Genomic DNA, 18,284 nt, shown 5'->3' with positions numbered 1-18,284 from the left:
AAGTTAACACCAATTCTTCAGGTGCGTCACCGCTGGGCGCATACGGAACCGTCACGACAGCGGCACTTTTCGAAGGACCGAGGAGGACTCGTGAGAACCCGATTCACCGAGATTTTCGGGGTGGAGCATCCCATCGTCCAGGGCGGCATGATGTGGGTCGGCCGCGCCGAACTCGTGGCCGCCGTGGCGGAGGCGGGGGCGCTCGGCTTCATCACCGCACTGACCCAGCCCACTCCGGAGGATCTCGTACGCGAGATCGAACGGACGCGCGAACTCACCGACAAGCCGTTCGGCGTCAACCTCACGATCCTGCCCTCGATCAACCCACCGCCGTACGCCGAGTACCGCCAGGCGATCATCGATTCCGGCGTGAAGATCGTCGAGACCGCCGGCTTCAACCCGGCCGATCACCTGCCGCACTTCAAGGACGCCGGCATCAAGGTGATCCACAAGTGCACGAGCGTGCGGCACGCGGTCAAGGCCGAGCGCATCGGCGTGGACGCTGTGAGCATCGACGGCTTCGAGTGCGCCGGACATCCCGGTGAGGACGACGTCCCCGGCCTGATCCTCATCCCCGCCGCGACGAGCAAGCTCAGCATCCCCGTGATCGCGTCGGGCGGCATCGCCGATTCCCGCGGACTCGTGGCGGCGCTCGCGCTCGGTGCGGACGGCGTCAACATGGGCACCCGCTTCATGTGCACGGTCGAATCGCCCGTGGCCCACGAGGTCAAAGAGCAGATCGTCCGCAACACCGAGCTCGACACCGAGCTCATCTTCCGCACCTTGCGTAACACCGCTCGTGTCGCCACCAACGCGGTGAGCGAAGAGGTTGTCGAGATCGAGTCGCGCGGAGCCGAATTCGGCGACATCGCCCACCTTGTCGCCGGTGCCCGGGGCCGCAAGGTGTTCGAGGACGGGGATCTCGACGCCGGCATCTGGACGGCCGGGCAGAGCCAGGGTCTCATCCACGACATCCCGACCGTCGGCGAACTGGTCGAACGCATGGTCGCGGAGGCGGAGGCCATCATCACGGGCCGTCTGAACGACATCGTCGGTGCCGACCGGGCGGTGCGCGCATGACCTCGACCACCACCCAGAGCCTGAGATCCGAACTGGCCGACGGAATTCTGCGACTGACCATCACGCGTCCCCGCCGGATGAACGCGATCGACCTGACGACGATGAGGACACTGAGCGCGGCCGTGAAGGCGGCCGGCGACGACGAACGCGTCCGCACCATCGTCCTCACCGGTGAGGGATCGGCGTTCTGCACGGGCGCGGATCTGGCTGCGGGAGCGGCCGATCCGCAGGATCCCGGTGTCATCATGGACACCGCCAACGAACTGGTCCGCACCATCGCGTCCGTCCCGGTTCCCGTCATCGCGGCGGTCAACGGTCCCGCTGCGGGTGTCGGTGTCTCGATCGCCCTCGCGGCCGATCTCACCTACGCGGCCGACAGCGCCTACTTCCTGCTCGCCTTCGTGAACATCGGACTGATGCCCGACGGCGGCGCGAGCCTTCTGGTTCCCGCCGCGATCGGTCGTGCCCGCGCCGCCGAGATGGCACTGCTCGGCGAACGGGTGTCCGCACAGGATGCCGACCGGTTCGGGCTCGTCGCCCGCACCGTGCCCGACGCGGAACTCGCAGCACACGTCGACGCTGTCGCGGCCCGGACCGCGGCCGGCCCGCGCCGGGCACTGGAACTGACGAAGCGGGCCCTCAACGCCTCGACGCTGGGCGAGCTCGACGCGGCGCTGGCACGCGAGAAGGACGGTCAGGTCGAACTCCTCGCCTCCGCCGACTTCGCGGAGGGTGCCATGGCGATGCTGGAGAAGCGTCCCGCCCGCTTCGCCTGACCGACAATCCTTCGGAGGCTCGTTTTCGGAGGATCGAGAAGGAACTTCCCGGACGGGAGCAGGGGCCGACATGCTCGTCGGAGCACCCGCTCCCGTCCGGCGAACCCACCGCTAGAACAGCATTTCCTGCTGTCCGCGCCTGCCTGCGCTCGGCGATCGCGTCCGACGCGAGCCGCTCCATTTTCACGGAATCTCCGTTAACAAAAGCTCTGGCCTAAACCACTCCGGGCCTGTAATGTGCCTCACACATCGACGGCTCGGCACAGGCCGTGCCGCCGCACTCCTGCCCCGTCACGAGAGGATCATCGATGGTTCCCCCCTCTGTCGTTTCCGAAGCGGTCGGTACCGACGCGACCCGCTTCCGTAGCAACAACTGGAACAATCAGGTGGCGCGCCACGCCCTGATGATTCCCGATCGCACGGCCTTCCGATTCCGCGGCGAGACCATCACCTGGTCGCAGCTGAACACGCGGGTCGAGAAGCTCGCCGATGCGCTCTCGCGTCGCGGCATCGGCTTCGGCGACCGCGTCATCATCCTCATGCTCAACCGTCCGGAGTACGTCGAGATCGTGCTCGCCGCCAACGCTCTCGGTGCCATCGCGGTGCCGGTGAACTTCCGCCTCACCGCTCCCGAGGTGGCCTTCCTCGTGGCGGATTCCGGCGCGAAGGCGATCGTCGCAGAGGGGCCGCTCGTCCCGCTCGCCGCCGCCGCACGTGGCCAGGCCGAAGGTATCGAGCTGTCCATCACGGTGGGGGCCGACCCGGAAGGCGACGCACTCGGGTACGAGGCTCTGGTCGCCGAAGAGGGCGAACCGCACGCGGCCGTGGAGATCCCGAACAACACTCCCGCGCTCATCATGTACACCTCGGGCACCACGGGCCGGCCCAAGGGTGCGGTCCTCACGCATTCCAACCTGGAAGCCCAGTCGCTCACCTGCATCCGGGCCTTCCGCTTGTTCGACGAGTCGGGCATCGGCTTCTGCGCGTCACCGATGTTCCACATCGCGGCGCTCGGTTCGATCGCCCCCAGCCTGATGCTGGGCACGCCCACCGTCATCCACCCGGTCGGTGCGTTCGATCCCGAAGAACTGCTCGACGTCCTCGAGGCCGAGAACGTCACCAGCCTGTTCCTCGTGCCGGTGCAGTGGCAGGCCATGTGTGCGGCGCAGCGGGCGAAACCACGGAAACTGAAACTGCGCAACATCTCCTGGGGTGCCGCGCCGAGTTCCGACACGATCCTGCGTGCGATGGCGGAGACCTTCCCCGATGCCTTCAACGTGGCGGTCTTCGGCCAGACCGAGATGTCGCCCATCACCTGCGTCCTCGACGGCGACGACGCCATCCGCAAGCTCGGCTCCGTGGGCCGGGTCATCCCCACCATCCAGGCACGTGTCGTCGACGACGAGATGAACGACGTCGCCCCCGGTGAGGTCGGCGAGATCGTCTACCGCGGCCCGACCATGATGCGCGAGTACTGGAACAACGCCACCGCCACGAGCGAGGCGTTCTACGGCGGATGGTTCCACTCCGGCGACCTCGTGCGCATGGACGAGGAGGGCTTCGTCTACGTCGTCGACCGCAAGAAGGACATGATCATCTCGGGCGGCGAGAACATCTACTGTGCCGAGGTCGAGAACGTCCTCTTCGGGCATCCCAAGGTGCTCGAGGCCGCGGTCATCGGTCGCCCGGACTCGAAGTGGGGCGAGGTGCCCGTCGCCGTCGTCGCGCTCAAGCCCGGCAACGACGACCTCACCCTCGACGAGCTGCAGCCGTACCTGAACGAGCACCTCGCGCGGTACAAGCACCCCAAGGAGGTCGTGATCGTCGACGCCCTGCCGCGCAACGCGAGCGGCAAGGTCATCAAGGGTGAGCTTCGCGGCGGTCTTCCCGCAGTCACCCAGGGCTGATCTCCCGCGCACTCCTCGTACGAACGGGGACCGGACCGTGGCAAAGCACGGTCCGTGTCCTCGTTCGTCGTCGTTCGGCGCCGGATCGGCGAGGTCGCGCCGGGGTCGCAACCGATGAACTACTGCAGAAGCTGTTGGAAGGACTGGGCGGATGACACCCACCGATGTCCCGACCGAAAAATGCACCGAGGACTCCGAGTCGGATGGTGACACCACGGGCGCAGGGTCCGGGCGGGGCAGATGGGTCACCGTCGCGGTGATCGGGGTACTGCTCGCCGCCGCCGTGTTCTCCGGATTCCGGTGGTGGCAGGCCGGGCAGGACGTCGAACTGCGGAACGAGGCCGTCGACCGGGCCCGCGAATACGCCGTGGCCCTCGGCACCTACGACTACCGCTCCTTCGACGACAACCTCGCCGCCGTCACCGCGAACTCCACCGAGGAATTCGCCTCTCGATACGAAGGGGTGGCCGGCGATCTGCGAGGTCTCGTCGAGGACGGGGAAGGCACGTCGATGGCGCGGGCCGAGCACGCCGGCCTCGAGAGCTTCGACGGTGATGTCGCCACGGTCCTGGTCTTCCTCGACCAGGACGTGAAGAACGTCGTCGTGCCGGAGGGACGCACCGACGCCACCCGCTTCGTCATCGCGTTGAAGCGGGTCGACGGTCGCTGGCTGCTCGACGGAGCCGACGCGCGGTAGCGTGGACCGGACCCTTCGAACGGATCATGCCTCGGTGAGAGTCTTCGATGCCGCGTCGTGCCGGCTCGCATCGCCCTCCCGTGAAACGGTGAAGGTCGCAGCGACACAGGCGATCGCGACCACGAAGCACGCCACGGTGTACCACAGACTGCCGATCGGGTCGCCCGCCTCGGTGACCCCGTCGACGGCCGAGAACCAGTCGGGCAGAGCGCCGATCCACAACACGGCCATCACGGCGAGATACGCGACGGCGTACCAGCGGACGAGGTTGTTCGAATAGGGCCGATCGGTGGGTGTGCTTCGCAGCCGGGACCATTGGCGCGAGAGCACGTAGATCGCCACGATCGACAGCATCACGAGTTCGGCGGCGTAGATCGTCGCCCGCACCGTTGTGCTGCCCATGCCGATCACGGTTGCCGGCGCCGGGAGGATCACGACGCCCACGGACGCGAGAAGTCCGACGGTGATCGTGCGCCAGGTCAACTCGAGTCCCCCGAAGGTGCGACCGGCGTCGATGTGCCGGCCGACGAAGAACTGCGCGCAGAACGCGAGCGACATCGGCCACAGGGCGGCGAAGACCACCACGCTCGGGAGGGGCACCGAGTCGAAGAAGGGCTGGTTGATCGGATTGTCGAGCGACCATTCCCACCACCGCAACTGCGGACCGAGATGATCGAAGATCTCGTAGAAGGCGTGGTGGACGAAGCCCACGCAGACCGCCCCGACGAGGGTGCCGTACTGCCGGAACACCCCCAGCATGCGGACGATCTCGAACGCGATCGTCGCCATCATCGGATAGATGGCGATGATGTACAGCGGCAGGCGTCCCCACATGAACTCGACCGTGAACACGTTGTGCGCGAACATCGTATCGAGGTACTCCTCGACACCGAAGGCGTCGGGGAAGTACAGCAGTGGCTCGATGATGAACAGGAACGCGAGGGTGCCGAGCCAGACGACGAGGTTCGTGGCGTCACCGGTGCGCCGCAGCCGGACGATCGCGTGCACAAGCATCAGCACGGCGCCGAGCACGATGGTCGCCTCGAGGACGGGCAGCGTCCAGTTCTCCAACGCGAACGGACTGCGCAGTTCGAAGATCCCACCGGCTTCGTCGCACGAGAATCCGAGGCGGGTCGAGAGGTCCTCGAAGGTGGGTGAGCACAGGTCGGACATCAATTCTTCCTTCCACCCACGGTTTCCGCCGTGTACCAGTGCGAGACGTCGTAGCCTTCGTCGAATCGTCGGAACCACACGTCGGCGAGGGCCGGCAGCTTCTCATGGTCGGGATTGTGCTTGGGCATCTGGCTGCGGATGATGCCCACCAGCGAGACGAGTTGTTCGCCGAGCGGCAGGACGTCGAAGGCGCGCGGCATGGGGCCGTGATCCTCGTACTGCAGGAACGGCAACCTCCGTCGCAGGTTCTGCTTACGGCGGTACGAGGCGAACATCGACATCGCGTCGATCTTCCGTTCCTCCAGGGGCACGTGTTTGTTGAAACCCTCACATGCGATGGCGATGACGTCGAGCACGTGCTTGAACACCGACGGTGCCTGCCGCATGCGGTACAGATCGCTGCCGACCACCGCGTCGAAGATGATGAGCGCCGAACTGCGATGCTCGACCTCCTCGACGAAATGCCAGATGAACAACGAGGCCACCCGATCGTCGCCGGGGCGGAAGAGTGCCGCGTCGTTGTCGAGCATGAGCTTGAAGACGGGCGTGAAGGTCGCCTCGAGGTCTGCGGTGTACGCGAGCCGGTATTCGGCGGAGGTTTCGGCGGTGAGCTTGTCGAACGCGCCGACGACGTCGTCGAGCGTCTCCTGCAGGCCGGGATAACTCTTGATCAGGCCTTTCACATGCTGCCGGTGGGCGGTCGAATGCTGGCCCTCCTGGTACATGAAGGCGTTGGCCTCTTCGAGGACACCGGGATCGGTGATGCGAGGAGTGATCTCGCGGATCATGTTCACGATCATCTTCTCGAAGCCGATCGCGAGGAACGAGACGGCGTTGGCCATGCTCGAGAAAGCCGGATTCTCCTCGTTCCACAGGAACGGCACGTCGTAATCCGCGAATGCGAAACGCATCTTGCGGACCTGCAGGTTCGTCATGGGTCGGTACCTCGTCTCGTCGACACCGGGCTGGTTCGGGACCTGGTTTGGGACACGGTTGGGGAGGACCTCGGAAGAGCCGGGAGGCCCGGTCGGCGTGACCATACACGAATAGCGTCATGTGTATGATAGGTGTCTCATTCGCTGGAGGGGGACCGTTTCGGGCCACGGCCGCAGAGGTCGCGCGTGTTACCGTCGGGCCTTCTCCAGGCGACGGTTCGAGGAAGCGCGAAGTGGCACGCAGACGTGGGTGGGGTGGGAGTCCTCCCGCCGGCGACGAAGAAGCGTCGCAGCGGATCGTTGCTGCTGCGGTCGACCTGATCGACCGGACCGGTGCGGAGATCAGCATCGCCGACGTCGCGCAGTCGCTCGGGGTGATCCGCCAGACGGTCTACCGCTACTTCCCGAGCGCCGACGCGCTGATGCGTGCGGCGGCCATCGCATCGGTCGAAGGATTCCTGGACCGGCTGACCCGGCGGGTCGCGGGGCTCGGCGACCCGGTCGAGGCCATGACCGAGGGCGTGGTCTACACGCTCGCGGAGGTGCGTCGCACCCCGCATCTCGGCATCCTGCTGTCGAGCACCTATTCGAACCCGCACCCCGAGGCACTGGCCTCGGAGGAGGCGTGGATGTTCGGCATGGCGATGATCACGCGATTCGACGTGGACTGGGAGAGCTACGGCTACGACGACGCCTCCCTCGCCGAGCTGGTGGAGTACGTGCTGCGCACCATGCAGTCGTTCTTCGTCTCGCCGGGAACCCCGCCGCGCTCCGACGACGACCTGCGTCGCTACCTGCGCCGCTGGATGGGATCGGCGATCCTTGCCCAGCGGGAGTGGGGGTCGAAGAATCCGGATCCGACGCCGGGCACCGCAGGGGCCGCGAGGAGCGACCGCTCTCCCGTAGAGTCCGGATCGTGACGAGCGAGAAGCAGCAGATCGAGCGCGCCGATCGTACGCGCGACGGCGACCCGCAGAACGTTCCGCGCCCGGTGGAAGGGGAAGCCGACCGCATGGTGGTGGAGACGACCTGGGGTGAGGTGCAGCCACTGCAGGTGGCGACGGGCGTGACGACCGTGGGAGAACTCGAGGTGATCGAGTTGCTCGGCCGGGGTGCCGTGCTCGTCGACACTCGGGTGCCCGATTCCCGGAGCGGAGTGACCCTCCCCGGCGCCGCGAACATCCCGCACGACGACATCGTCGCGAGGAAGGACGAGCTCGATACCGCCCGGACGACGATCGTCTTCTGCAACGGACCCCAGTGCCCTCAGTCGCCCGACGCGATCCGGAAGCTGATCGACGCGGGATATCCCGCGTCCGCGCTCGCCTACTACCGCGGAGGCCTGCACGATTGGGCGACTCTGGGATACCCCCTCGCTTCGGTCTGACCGGCAGCACGAAAAGGCTTGCATTCGCACTGTGACGTAGCTAACATCGAAGGTGCGAATCGAGCTTATGAGACGTCCGCGGACGACAGAGAGAAGCTCGTGAAGCAGAGATCCGGCCCGGAGAACGCGTAAAGCGAATCACCGGGCCGAACCCCTGTCCGGAGGTAGATTCGCAGTCACATGTCGGTCGGTGCCGATCGCCACGACTGCAAGGGGGCCGGATGAGGGAGCGCATCACAACCGTCGAGAGGGACGGACTCCGGTTCGACATCCGAGATGACGGACCGATCGACGGGGAACCCATCGTTCTCCTCCACGGATTCCCGCAGGACTCCCGATCCTGGGACGCGGTCGCGCCGCGCCTGCATGCTGCGGGATATCGCACCTTCGCACCCGATCAGCGTGGATACTCGCCCGGCGCGCGGCCTCGTCGGCGTCGGGACTACCGCCTCCGGCACCTCGTGGACGACGTCGCTGCACTCATCGACGTGGTGCCGAGCAAGAACGTGCACGTCGTCGGGCACGACTGGGGAGCGATCGTCGCGTGGGGTCTGGCCACCCGCCGTGCCGAACTGGTCCGGACCGTAACAGCGGTGTCCGTCCCGCATCCCGCTGCCTTCCTGCGCGCCTTCGGCACGAGTCTGCAACTACTGCGTTCGTGGTACATGCTCGCCTTCCAGATCCCCTGGATACCGGAGATCCTGCTGAGCAACGAAGCCGTCGGTCGCTCGGTGCTGCGGCGGACGGGGCAACCCGTCGAGGCTGCCGAGCGGGATGCGGCGCGCATGGCCGACCCAGGCGCCGTCCGCGGTGGTGTGAACTGGTATCGCGCCGTGCCTTTCGTGGATCCGAGAGCGGCCCTCGAACCTGTCCGCGTGCCCACTCTCATGGTGTGGAGCGACGGGGACGTCGCCATCGGACCCGCCGGGGTCGACGCGACCCACCGCTACGTCTCCGGCCCGTACCGGGTAGAGACACTCGCGGGGGTGAGCCACTGGATTCCCGACGAGGAACCGGAGGAACTCGCGCGACTGGTCCTCGAGCACGTCGCCGCGCACGGCTGAGCGCTCAGGCGCGCAACCGTTCCTGCCGCAGCAGATCGACTTCGGGAAGGTCCAGCGGCGGCAGCGAGTCCATGCCCAGAGCGCGCATCAGGAGATGATCGGCGAGTTCGGGATTGCGGGCGAGCACCGGACCGTGCAGATACGTGCCGATCACCGAGCCCTGCACGGCACCTTCGAGTCCGTCACCCACGCCGTTGCCGACACCGCGGTCGACGCGGCCGAGCCCGGTGGCATCGGAGCCGAGGGTCGTTCCGCCGCGGTGGTTCTCGAAGCCGGTCAGCGGCTGGGTGAGGCCGGCGAGGGTGGGCCGGATGACGATCTCGCCGATCGCGCGGGTCTGCTGCGGCGAGGTGGTCGCGTCGAGGATCCCGACGCCGTCGACACGTTCGCCGGAGGACGTCTCGTACCAGTGGCCGAGCACCTGGATCGCGGCGCAGATCGCGAGCACCGGCGCTCCGCGCTCGGCTGCACGCTGCAGTCCCGGGTAGCGCTGCAGGTGCCGCGTGGCCAGTCGCTGCGCTGCGTCCTCAGCGCCGCCGAGGGTGTAGAGGTCGAGGGACTCCGGGACGGGATCGTTCAATCCGATCTCGACGACCTCGGCGTCGTGACCGCGCATCCGCAGTCGCTGGCGCAGCACCAGGGCGTTGCCGCCGTCGCCGTAGGTGCCCATCACGTCGGGCAGGACGAGTCCGATGCGGACGGTCGACTCAGACATGGGCAGCTCTCCTGGCGATGGCGGTGTTGAGATCGCGGAACGCGGTGTAGTTGGCGAGCACCTCCACACGGCCGGGAGGGCACGAGGCGATGGCCTTCAGGGGATCCGGCACCAGCGTGTGCTCGACCCCCGCATAGGTCAGACGCACCGCGAGGTCGGTGCCGCGTTCGCCTGCCGCGACGACCTGCACGCCTTCGAAGTGTTCGAACCGCACGTCCCACAGCCACGACAGGTCCTCACCGTCCGGCACCTGGCCGTTGACGGCGATGACCAGACCGTCGACGGTCGGGTCGATCATCGACAGGGCCTCCTGCCAGCCGGCGGGGTTCTTCGCCAGCAGCATGTGCACCGAATGCGGCCCGACCTGCACCGTCTTGTAGCGGCCGGCGACTTCTTCGACGACCGCTGCGGCCGCGACGGCCTTCTCCGGATCGGCGCCGAGGGCCACGGCGGCCGCAACCGCCTGGGCGGCGTTCCCGCGGTTCGCGCGGCCGGGGAGGGTGAGCTTCAGCGGCAGGACGAGGCCGTCGGGTCCGTGGAGGTTCTCGTCGTCGACCCACCAGTCGGGTGTCGGGCGCGCGAAATCGGAGCCCGTGCTGTACCAGTGGTCGCCTTCGCGGACGATCGGTTCGCCCGAGCGCGGGCAACTCACCGAGTCGTTGGCCCAGCCGGCGCCGGCGGCGACCCACACGACGTTCGGGTTGTCGTAGGCGGCGGACGTGACGAGCACGTCGTCGCAGTTCGCGACGATCACGGCGTCGGGATGCCGCTTCAGGCCCTCGCGCAGCTTCCGCTCGATCATGTTGATCTCACCGACCCGGTCGAGCTGGTCGCGGCTGAGATTGAGCAGCACGATCGCCCGGGGTTCGAGGGCGTCGGCGACGTGCGGGGTGTGGAGTTCGTCGACCTCGATCGCGGCGAGCGGCGCGCGGAGGTCGGTGGCGAGGGCGGCGACGATCCCGGCGTCCATGTTCGCGCCATCAGCCTGGGTGACGACCGAATCGATCGTCTCGAGAGCGGCGGCCGTCATGCGGGTCGTCGTGGACTTGCCGTTCGTCCCGGTGACGAGCACGGTCTGCCGGCCGTGGCCGAGCTGCTTCATCAGTGCCGGGTCGATCTTCAGGGCGACGAGCCCTCCGATCATCGAGCCCTTACCGCGTCCGGCCTTCTGGGACGCCCACGCGGCGGCTCGGGCGGCGCGTAGCGCGAGCCGTCCACGTGCGGTGATTCCTGTACTGGTTCCCACGTCGGCGAGTGTTCCACAGGCGGGAGAGCGTTGTGCCGCCGGAGGAGCGTCCCGCTCGTCACACTGCCGCGCCCGCCCTGGGCCGCGAGGGCTCCGACTACGACGATCACCCCGCCGATCAGGGACGACGGCGTCGGCCGCTCACCGAGCGTGATCCATGCGACGGTGAACCCGACGACCGGCACCATGAGGGAGAGCGGCGCCACGGTCCCGGCGGGATGGCGCGACAGCAGTGAGGCGTAGATCCCGGTACCGGCGATCGTGCCCGCCAGCACGACGTAGGTGAGTCCGGCCAGCGCCAGGCCACCGTCCACGGTGGTGACGGCGGTACCGAGAGTGGACCAGGCCTGCGGGCCCTCGACGAACCAGGAGACCCCGAAGAAGGGGAGCACGGGCACGACGCACATCCACAGCATCAGACGCATGGGGTCGGCGGCGCCCGCCTTGCGGGTCGCGATGTTGCCGATCGCCCAGGACAGTCCCGCGAGGAGGCCGAGCAGCATCGGGATCACACCCGCACTCGACGCTCCCTGGCCGAGTGCCACGATCACCATGCCACCTACGGCGACGACCAGACCCGCGATGCGGACACCGTCGAGACGTTCCCGCAGGAACAAAGCTGCCAGCGCAACGGTGAAGGGCGCTGCGGACTGCAGGACGAGCGAGGCCAGGCCGGTGGGCAGACCGGCATCCATGGCCCAGAAAAGGAAGGCGAACTGGGCGAAACCGAATCCGAGGCCGTAGAGCAGAAGCCAGCGCAGCGGCACTGCGGGTCGCGGGACGAACATCAGTACGGGGACGGCGATGACCGCGAAGCGCAGGCCGGCGAAGAAGAACGGGGGGAAGTGGTCGAGGCCCACCCTGATCGCGAGGAAGTTGCATCCCCACAACACCACCACGGTGAGAGCGAGCATGCGATCCCGAAAGGCCATGCCGATATTCTTTGCTAAGCAAATGATCAGAACAAGCGAATCTTTCTGAACGCTATATGTAGCATTTCTACATGGATGTCGTGCGTCTGCGCATATTCCGGGAACTTGCCGACCGCGAGACTGTCGCCGCCACCGCAGCGGCCCTGTCGATGACGCCCTCGGCGGTATCTCAGCAGCTCAAGGTGCTGGCCCGGGAAGCCGGCGTCCCCTTGCTCGAACCCGAGGGGCGACGTCTGCGCTTCACCGATGCGGGTCGTGCCTTGGTGGTGCGCGCGGACGAGGTGCTCGATGCCCTCGATCGGGCGGTCGAGGAGATGGCGGCCTACGGGCAATCCCCGCGGGGGCGGGTGCGGGTCGCCACCTTCCCGTCCGGTGCGGCACTCCTGCTGCCTGCGGCCCTGGATTCGGCGGAGGAGGCCGGTGTCGTGCTGGACGTCCGGGACGAAGATGTGCCGTCCTCGGCGGTGCCCGCCCTGCTGGCCGATTACGACGTGGTGCTCACTCACCGCGACGAGCGATCGGCGCCGCTGTCGGGACCCCGCGTCCATGTCGAGACGTTGATGCGTGAACCGATCGATCTCGTCCTTCCGCCCGGGCACCGCCTCGCGTCGCAGGAACGCGTGCGGGTCGACGAACTCGCGGGGGAGAGCTGGATCAGTGTGCGGGGCGGGTTCCCCGTCGACGACGTGCTGCTCTCCGTCGCTGCGGTGACAGGCATGCAGCCACGAGTTGCGCACCGTATCAACGACTTCCGTGTCATCGAAGAGCTCGTGACCGCCGGTCGCGGGGTGGCGCTGCTGCCGCGGTACTCGGTGTTGCACCCGGCGCTGGTGCGGGTGCCGCTGGCCGGAGTGCGCGCGGCGCGGATCTACGAACTCGTCACCCGTCCGGGCGCGGCGCGGCGACCGGCCGTGGGTGCGGTGCTCGACAGCTTCCGGGCTGCGGCGGCACGGAAGCTGTCGACGTGAGGAACTCCGCGATGGTGCGGGATCAGGCGAGCGCCTTGGCCTTCAGCGCATCGAATTCGGCCTGGTCGATGACACCCTCGGCGAGCAGCTGCTTCGCGTCGGAGATGTGCTCGGCGGGGGACTTGCCGGCGACCGAGCGGATGTACTCGTCCTGCGCGGCCTTGTACCGGTCGGCCTCCTTCGCGGACCGCTCGGCCATGCCCGTACCGTGGACGACCAGATAGATCAGGCCCGTCAGCCACGGGAAGACGAACAGGAAGACGATCCAGATCGCCTTGACCCAGCCGGACTGCTCCCGGTTCCGGAACAGATCCCCGATGATCATCCACAGCATGATCAGGTACGCGACGAATGCGAAGCAGATGACGATGTACCAGATGATGTCCATGAATTCCATACGCACACTCCGTGTTCGAGCAGAACGACTCTGCGAGGAAAGAATTGCGGAATTCGACGGATATCACCCGTGAACGGGTTCGTTCTCGTCGAACATTCCGAACTGTATCTTTCGGAGGAGTGCGGTAATCATCCGAAACGTCGATTTCCAGATGAATTGTCGGGGTGAAAATTCTGGAAAACGACGAATGCGGTGGACCCCGAAGGGTCCACCGCATTCCCGTCGGAAGGGGTCAGCGGTGCGAGCGGTTCACCGCGGAGACCACCGCGCGCAGCGACGCCGTGGTGATCGACGGGGCGATACCGGCACCCCACACCAGGGTGGTCGTGCCGTCGGGACGCGTGATGTCGGCCTCGACGTATGCGGCGGCGTTGGCGTCGTCGCCGGCGGACATGGCGTGCTCGGCGTAACCGCGGATGGCCACCTGGTAGCCCAGCGACTCGAGGGCATCGACGAAGGCCGCCAGTGGTCCGTTGCCGGTACCGGAGATCTCCTTCTCCACGCCGTCGACCTTGAGCACAGCGATGATGGTGTCCTCACCGTCGTCGGTCTCGGCTGCGGTGACCTTCTGCCGGACGCGTTCGAGCGGCGTGATCGGAGCCAGGTACTCCTCATGGAAGATGTCCCACATCTCCTTGGGGCTGACCTCGCCGCCTTCGCCGTCGGTGACCTTCTGCACTGCCTGCGAGAACTCGATCTGCAGGCGTCGCGGCAGGTTCAGGCCGTGGTCCTGCTTCATGATGTACGCGATGCCGCCCTTGCCGGACTGCGAGTTCACGCGGATCACGGCCTCGTAGGTGCGGCCGACGTCCTTCGGATCGATGGGCAGGTACGGCACGGCCCAGGTGTGGTCGTCGACGTCGACGCCGGCTGCCTCCGCGTCGACCTTCATCGCGTCCATACCCTTGTTGATCGCGTCCTGATGGCTGCCGGAGAAGGCGGTGTAGACCAGGTCGCCGCCGTAGGGGTGGCGCTCGTGGACGGGCAGCTGGTTGCAGTACTCGACGGTGCGGCGGATCTCGTCGATGTTCGAGAAATCGATCTGCGGGTCGATGCCGCGGCTGAACATGTTCATGCCCAGGGTCACCAGGCACACGTTGCCGGTGCGCTCACCGTTGCCGAACAGGCAGCCCTCGATACGGTCGGCGCCGGCCTGGTAACCCAGCTCGGCCGCCGCGACACCTGTGCCGCGGTCGTTGTGCGGGTGCAGCGACAGGATGATCGAATCGCGCTTCGCCAGGTTGCGGTGCATCCACTCGATCGAATCGGCGTAGACGTTGGGCGTGGCCATCTCGACCGTTGCAGGCAGGTTGATGATGACCGGGTTCTCCGGGGTCGCGCCGAGGGTCTCGACGACCGCGTCGCAGACCTCCTTGGCGTACGACAGTTCGGTTCCCGTGTACGACTCGGGGGAGTACTCCCAGCGCCAGTTGGTGTCGGGGTGGTTCTTCGCTTCCTCGAGCACCAGTTCGGCGGCGTCGGTGGCGATCTTCTTCACCGTCTCCTGGTCGGCCCGGAACACCACGCGCCGCTGCAGGATCGACGTCGAGTTGTAGAAGTGCACGATCACGTTCTGCGCCCCGGCGCAGGCCTCGAAGGTGCGCTTGATCAGTTCGGGACGGGACTGCGTCAGGACCTGGATGGTGACGTCGTCGGGAATCGCGCCGTCCTCGATGATCTCGCGGACGAAGTCGAAGTCGGTCTGGCTCGCGGACGGGAAACCGACCTCGATCTCCTTGTAACCCATGCGCACGAGCAGATCGAACATGCGTCGCTTGCGGGCGGGGCTCATCGGGTCGATCAGGGCCTGGTTGCCGTCGCGCAGGTCCACGGCGCACCACGCGGGAGCGCGATCGATGATCTTGTCGGGCCAGGTGCGGTCGGGCAGCGAGACCGGCTCGACCTCCTCGGCGAACGGCCGGTACCGATAGGTCGGCATCGACGAGTTCTTCTGCTTGTTCCACGACGGCTGGTCGGCCGGGGCCGGCTTGCTCGGCGGCGTGATGGTGCGCGAGCCGGAGGTGAATGCGTCGGCGGGTGACATGACGTAACTCCAAAGAGAAAAGGGGACCTGTGGGCCCAGATCGAATATCGACCGGCGCGTCGAAACCCCGCGACGGGAAGCCGGTCTGGTCAGATCCCGCCGCGGCGGCCGAGGAGAAGCACGCGCTGCATGTGGAGAAGTGTATCGCGACATCCGCCACAGCAGCCAAGTGGCACCTCCCACACCTGCCCGGATCGGCGGCGAAGGTCGTGACGCGATCGATACGAACTCGCCGGACAGAGCGATCGTCGTGCCCCTAGCGTTACCGTTCATAACTCCCGCAACATGAGTCACACCGGTATCTCCGGTAACACGACGGGTGAGGGGTGAATCGATGAGATCGTTGCGCGCGGCGATGGCCGGAGCGTGCACCCCACTGCTGGCGCTCGGATTCATGGCGGTCGCCGCTCCCGTAGCGCACGCCGAACCGTGCGACTCCGGGCTCCTCGGTTCCGGTTCGGGCTCCGGTCTCCTCGGCTCCGGGTCCTTCGGAACGGGTTCGTCCGGCCCCCGGACCGGCAGCAGCGGATCCGGGAGCGGGGGAGCCGCACCCGAAGGACCGCAGGGACCGCTACCTGCCCTCGGATCGGGCGCGACCCGCACCGTGGCCTGGGTGACCGGCCCCCGCAGCCCCAACCGGACCTACGACCGGTTCTCCGTCTCGGGAACCGACCTCGGCATCATGTGGGACAACGGTGCGGAGGGTGACGACCGTCGGATCCTCATGGCCTTCGGCGACACCTTCGGCAACTGTTCGCTGCCGGATCAGCAGTGGCGGCACAACATTCTCATGCGTACCGCCGATGATGATCTCTCCGACGGAATCGACGTGCCCGATCCGGTGCCCGGCGACCCGCGTGCGGGTTCACCCGTCTCTCCCGCCGCACCCGCCCTCTCACGCGAACTCGTCGGCAGCCTCGGCGTCGACGGCGTCGAGATCACGGTGATCCCCACGGCGGGCATCGCCGTCGACGGTGTCCAGTACGTCAACTTCATGTCGGTGCGGTCCTGGGGTGACCACGGGGAGTGGTGGACCAACGCGTCGATGATCGCGAGCTCGCGCGACAACGGGGAGACCTGGCAGCTCGACCCGGCGACGGCGCGGATCAACTTGCCGCTCGACGTGCCCGCGGTGCAGCAGTTGTCGACCGGGAACGAGAATTTCCAGCAGCACGCATACGTCCGTCACGAGGGATACGTCTACGACTTCGGCACACCGCAGGGCAGGTTCGGGCCGGCTTTCGTCTCGCGCGTCCCCGAGACGGCTCTGCTCGATCTGGTCGCCTACGAGTACTGGAGCGGCGACGGCTGGATACCCGGCGACGCCGCCGCGGCGGCACCGGTCGTGCCGCCTGCCGTCGGGGAGATGTCGGTGCAACTCCTCGGCGACGAATTCGTCATGCTCTACGGCAACGAGGAACGCGGCACGATCGAGATGAGGACCTCCCCGAGACCCGAGGGGCCGTGGAGCGAGCCGCGCGTACTCGTCACCCACCGGCAGATCGGCGGGCTCTACGCCCCGTTCATCCATCCCTGGTCCACGGAATCGGACCTCTACTTCACCGCGTCCCGATGGAGCGACTACAACGTCATGCTGTTGCACACGACACTTTCCTGAGACGCCCCGGGTCGACGAAAGGCACGGTCGGTAAGCTGGGCCACTGGACCTGTTCCCGAAACTCGGAGGTTGGCCAGCGTGGCACTCGTCGTCCAGAAGTACGGAGGATCCTCGGTCGCGACGGCCGAGCGGATCCGGCGCGTCGCTGAAAGGATCGTCGAGACCAAGAAGGCGGGCAACGACGTCGTGGTCGTCGTCTCGGCCATGGGAGACACGACCGACGAACTCCTCGATCTCGCGCAGCAGGTGTGCCCGGCCCCGCCGGCCCGCGAGATGGACATGCTCCTCACCTCCGGTGAGCGCATCTCCAACTCCCTCGTCGCGATGGCGATCCATTCGCTCGGCGCCGAGGCCCGGTCGTTCACCGGTTCGCAGGCGGGTGTGATCACCACGGGCAGCCACGGCAAGGCGAAGATCATCGACGTCACCCCCGGCCGCGTGCGCACCGCCCTCGACGAGGGCAGCATCGTGCTCGTCGCCGGCTTCCAGGGCGTGAGCCAGGACAGCAAGGACATCACAACTCTCGGTCGTGGCGGTTCGGACACGACCGCCGTCGCACTCGCCGCCGCGTTGAACGCGGACGTCTGCGAGATCTACACCGACGTCGACGGCGTGTTCACTGCGGACCCGCGCATCGTCAAGGACGCGCAGCGGCTCGAGAAGGTCTCGTTCGAGGAGATGCTCGAGCTCGCCGCATGCGGCGCGAAGGTTCTCATGCTGCGGTGCGTGGAGTACGCCCGCCGCTACAACGTGCCCGTGCACGTTCGTTCGTCGTACACCACCAAGCCCGGCACCATCGTGTCCGGATCGATGGAGGACATTCCTGTGGAAGAGGCCCTGATCACCGGCGTTGCGCACGATCGCAGCGAAGCCAAGATCACCGTCGTCGGCATCCCCGACACCCCCGGTTACGCCGCCAAGGTGTTCCGTGCCGTCGCCGACGCCGAGATCAACATCGACATGGTGCTGCAGAACATCTCGAAGGTGGAGACCGGCAAGACCGACATCACCTTCACCTGCCCGAAGAGCGACGGGCCGCGCGCGGTCGAACTGCTCACCAAGCAGCAGAGCGATATCGGATTCACCCAGGTCCTCTTCGACGACCACATCGGCAAGGTCTCCCTCGTCGGTGCCGGCATGAAGAGCCATCCCGGTGTCACGGCCAAGTTCTGCGAGGCTCTCGCCGGCTCCGGCATCAACATCGACCTGATCTCGACCTCGGAGATCCGCATCTCCGTGCTGGTCGACGACAACGAACTCGACGACGCCGTGCGCGCGCTGCACGCCGCATTCGAACTCGGCGGCGACGAAGAAGCTGTCGTGCACGCAGGAACGGGGCGGTAGA

17 protein-coding genes are annotated in these 18,284 nt (G+C 66.9%); 10 read left to right on the top strand and 7 right to left on the bottom strand.

Annotated features, from left to right (window positions below):
• Positions 1-90 precede the first annotated feature (90 nt).
• The 4 genes from GON09_RS15990 to GON09_RS15975 all read left to right on the top strand — a co-directional run bounded on the left by GON09_RS15990 (position 91) and on the right by GON09_RS15975 (position 4,460).
• On the top strand, positions 91-1,080 hold the full coding sequence (locus GON09_RS15990) for an NAD(P)H-dependent flavin oxidoreductase (protein ID WP_213932640.1): 990 nt from the start codon (positions 91-93) through the stop codon (positions 1,078-1,080).
• On the top strand, positions 1,077-1,856 hold the full coding sequence (locus GON09_RS15985) for an enoyl-CoA hydratase (protein WP_213932639.1): 780 nt from the start codon (positions 1,077-1,079) through the stop codon (positions 1,854-1,856). Before GON09_RS15990 ends, GON09_RS15985 begins: the two co-directional genes overlap by 4 nt.
• A gap of 308 nt (positions 1,857-2,164) precedes the next feature.
• Positions 2,165-3,763 (top strand): fatty-acid--CoA ligase FadD5, encoded by a 1,599-nt coding sequence (gene fadD5, locus GON09_RS15980; RefSeq protein ID WP_213932638.1) that lies wholly within the window; start codon positions 2,165-2,167, stop codon positions 3,761-3,763.
• 151 nt (positions 3,764-3,914) lie between these two features.
• Positions 3,915-4,460, top strand: coding sequence for a hypothetical protein (locus tag GON09_RS15975; protein ID WP_213932637.1), 546 nt, complete (start codon positions 3,915-3,917; stop codon positions 4,458-4,460).
• Positions 4,461-4,484: 24 nt separating this feature from the next.
• Here the strand turns inward: GON09_RS15975 and GON09_RS15970 are convergent, their stop codons facing one another.
• A complete protein-coding gene (locus GON09_RS15970) occupies positions 4,485-5,633 on the bottom strand; it encodes a hypothetical protein (RefSeq protein ID WP_213932636.1) in 1,149 nt (382 codons plus the stop codon).
• Positions 5,633-6,568: a metal-dependent hydrolase gene (locus GON09_RS15965; protein WP_213932635.1), complete on the bottom strand. Its 936-nt coding sequence runs from the start codon at positions 6,566-6,568 to the stop codon at positions 5,633-5,635. The genes GON09_RS15970 and GON09_RS15965 overlap by 1 nt, the downstream gene beginning before the upstream one ends.
• A gap of 233 nt (positions 6,569-6,801) precedes the next feature.
• Between GON09_RS15965 and GON09_RS15960 the strand changes: the two genes are divergently transcribed.
• From GON09_RS15960 to GON09_RS15950, 3 genes are all read left to right on the top strand, one after another.
• Positions 6,802-7,488 carry a TetR/AcrR family transcriptional regulator gene (locus GON09_RS15960; RefSeq protein WP_213932634.1) on the top strand — a complete coding sequence of 229 codons (687 nt, stop codon included), beginning with the start codon at positions 6,802-6,804 and terminating at the stop codon, positions 7,486-7,488.
• The gene (locus tag GON09_RS15955; protein WP_213932633.1) at positions 7,485-7,955 is read left to right on the top strand and encodes a rhodanese-like domain-containing protein; all 471 of its coding nucleotides are present in this window, start codon (positions 7,485-7,487) and stop codon (positions 7,953-7,955) included. The genes GON09_RS15960 and GON09_RS15955 overlap by 4 nt, the downstream gene beginning before the upstream one ends.
• Before the next feature lie 221 nt (positions 7,956-8,176).
• Entirely contained in the window at positions 8,177-9,019 is an 843-nt protein-coding gene (locus GON09_RS15950; protein ID WP_213932632.1) for an alpha/beta fold hydrolase, read from the top strand.
• 4 nt (positions 9,020-9,023) lie between these two features.
• On the opposite strand, the gene GON09_RS15945 is transcribed toward GON09_RS15950, so the two are convergent.
• The 3 genes from GON09_RS15945 to GON09_RS15935 are packed head-to-tail and all read right to left on the bottom strand — an operon-like array spanning position 9,024 to position 11,912.
• Positions 9,024-9,734 (bottom strand): type 1 glutamine amidotransferase, encoded by a 711-nt coding sequence (locus tag GON09_RS15945; protein ID WP_213932631.1) that lies wholly within the window; start codon positions 9,732-9,734, stop codon positions 9,024-9,026.
• Complete coding sequence (locus GON09_RS15940) at positions 9,727-10,980, bottom strand: Mur ligase family protein (RefSeq protein ID WP_026003541.1); 1,254 nt, start codon at positions 10,978-10,980, stop codon at positions 9,727-9,729. Before GON09_RS15940 ends, GON09_RS15945 begins: the two co-directional genes overlap by 8 nt.
• The gene (locus GON09_RS15935; protein ID WP_213932630.1) at positions 10,875-11,912 is read right to left on the bottom strand and encodes an EamA family transporter; all 1,038 of its coding nucleotides are present in this window, start codon (positions 11,910-11,912) and stop codon (positions 10,875-10,877) included. Before GON09_RS15935 ends, GON09_RS15940 begins: the two co-directional genes overlap by 106 nt.
• A 71-nt stretch (positions 11,913-11,983) precedes the next feature.
• Between GON09_RS15935 and GON09_RS15930 the strand changes: the two genes are divergently transcribed.
• Positions 11,984-12,880, top strand: a complete 897-nt coding sequence (locus GON09_RS15930; RefSeq protein ID WP_213932629.1) for a LysR family transcriptional regulator — start codon at positions 11,984-11,986, stop codon at positions 12,878-12,880.
• Positions 12,881-12,902: 22 nt separating this feature from the next.
• Here the strand turns inward: GON09_RS15930 and GON09_RS15925 are convergent, their stop codons facing one another.
• A complete protein-coding gene (locus tag GON09_RS15925; protein ID WP_213932628.1) occupies positions 12,903-13,277 on the bottom strand; it encodes an SHOCT domain-containing protein in 375 nt (124 codons plus the stop codon).
• A gap of 232 nt (positions 13,278-13,509) precedes the next feature.
• On the bottom strand, positions 13,510-15,321 hold the full coding sequence (leuA, locus tag GON09_RS15920) for a 2-isopropylmalate synthase (RefSeq protein ID WP_213932627.1): 1,812 nt from the start codon (positions 15,319-15,321) through the stop codon (positions 13,510-13,512).
• A gap of 334 nt (positions 15,322-15,655) precedes the next feature.
• Between leuA and GON09_RS15915 the strand changes: the two genes are divergently transcribed.
• A complete protein-coding gene (locus GON09_RS15915; RefSeq protein ID WP_213932626.1) occupies positions 15,656-16,939 on the top strand; it encodes a DUF4185 domain-containing protein in 1,284 nt (427 codons plus the stop codon).
• 78 nt (positions 16,940-17,017) lie between these two features.
• Positions 17,018-18,283 (top strand): aspartate kinase, encoded by a 1,266-nt coding sequence (locus GON09_RS15910; protein ID WP_213932625.1) that lies wholly within the window; start codon positions 17,018-17,020, stop codon positions 18,281-18,283.
• Position 18,284: the final 1 nt, after the last annotated feature.

It is taken from the genome of Rhodococcus sp. B50 (assembly GCF_013602415.1).
Classification (GTDB): domain Bacteria; phylum Actinomycetota; class Actinomycetes; order Mycobacteriales; family Mycobacteriaceae; genus Rhodococcus.
Note: the sequence above shows the minus strand (reverse complement) of the source record. Positions and strands in the feature narration are given on the sequence as shown.

Coding starts and splice junctions, on each gene's coding strand:
- GON09_RS15950 (WP_213932632.1), top strand. CDS start 8,177: ATGAGGGAGCGCATCACAACCGTCGAGAGGGACGGACTCCGGTTCGAC.
- GON09_RS15970 (WP_213932636.1), bottom strand. CDS start 5,633: ATGTCCGACCTGTGCTCACCCACCTTCGAGGACCTCTCGACCCGCCTC.
- GON09_RS15915 (WP_213932626.1), top strand. CDS start 15,656: ATGAGATCGTTGCGCGCGGCGATGGCCGGAGCGTGCACCCCACTGCTG.
- GON09_RS15985 (WP_213932639.1), top strand. CDS start 1,077: ATGACCTCGACCACCACCCAGAGCCTGAGATCCGAACTGGCCGACGGA.
- GON09_RS15975 (WP_213932637.1), top strand. CDS start 3,915: ATGACACCCACCGATGTCCCGACCGAAAAATGCACCGAGGACTCCGAG.
- GON09_RS15965 (WP_213932635.1), bottom strand. CDS start 6,568: ATGACGAACCTGCAGGTCCGCAAGATGCGTTTCGCATTCGCGGATTAC.
- leuA (WP_213932627.1), bottom strand. CDS start 15,321: ATGTCACCCGCCGACGCATTCACCTCCGGCTCGCGCACCATCACGCCG.
- GON09_RS15930 (WP_213932629.1), top strand. CDS start 11,984: ATGGATGTCGTGCGTCTGCGCATATTCCGGGAACTTGCCGACCGCGAG.
- GON09_RS15925 (WP_213932628.1), bottom strand. CDS start 13,277: ATGGAATTCATGGACATCATCTGGTACATCGTCATCTGCTTCGCATTC.
- GON09_RS15935 (WP_213932630.1), bottom strand. CDS start 11,912: ATGGCCTTTCGGGATCGCATGCTCGCTCTCACCGTGGTGGTGTTGTGG.
- GON09_RS15945 (WP_213932631.1), bottom strand. CDS start 9,734: ATGTCTGAGTCGACCGTCCGCATCGGACTCGTCCTGCCCGACGTGATG.
- fadD5 (WP_213932638.1), top strand. CDS start 2,165: ATGGTTCCCCCCTCTGTCGTTTCCGAAGCGGTCGGTACCGACGCGACC.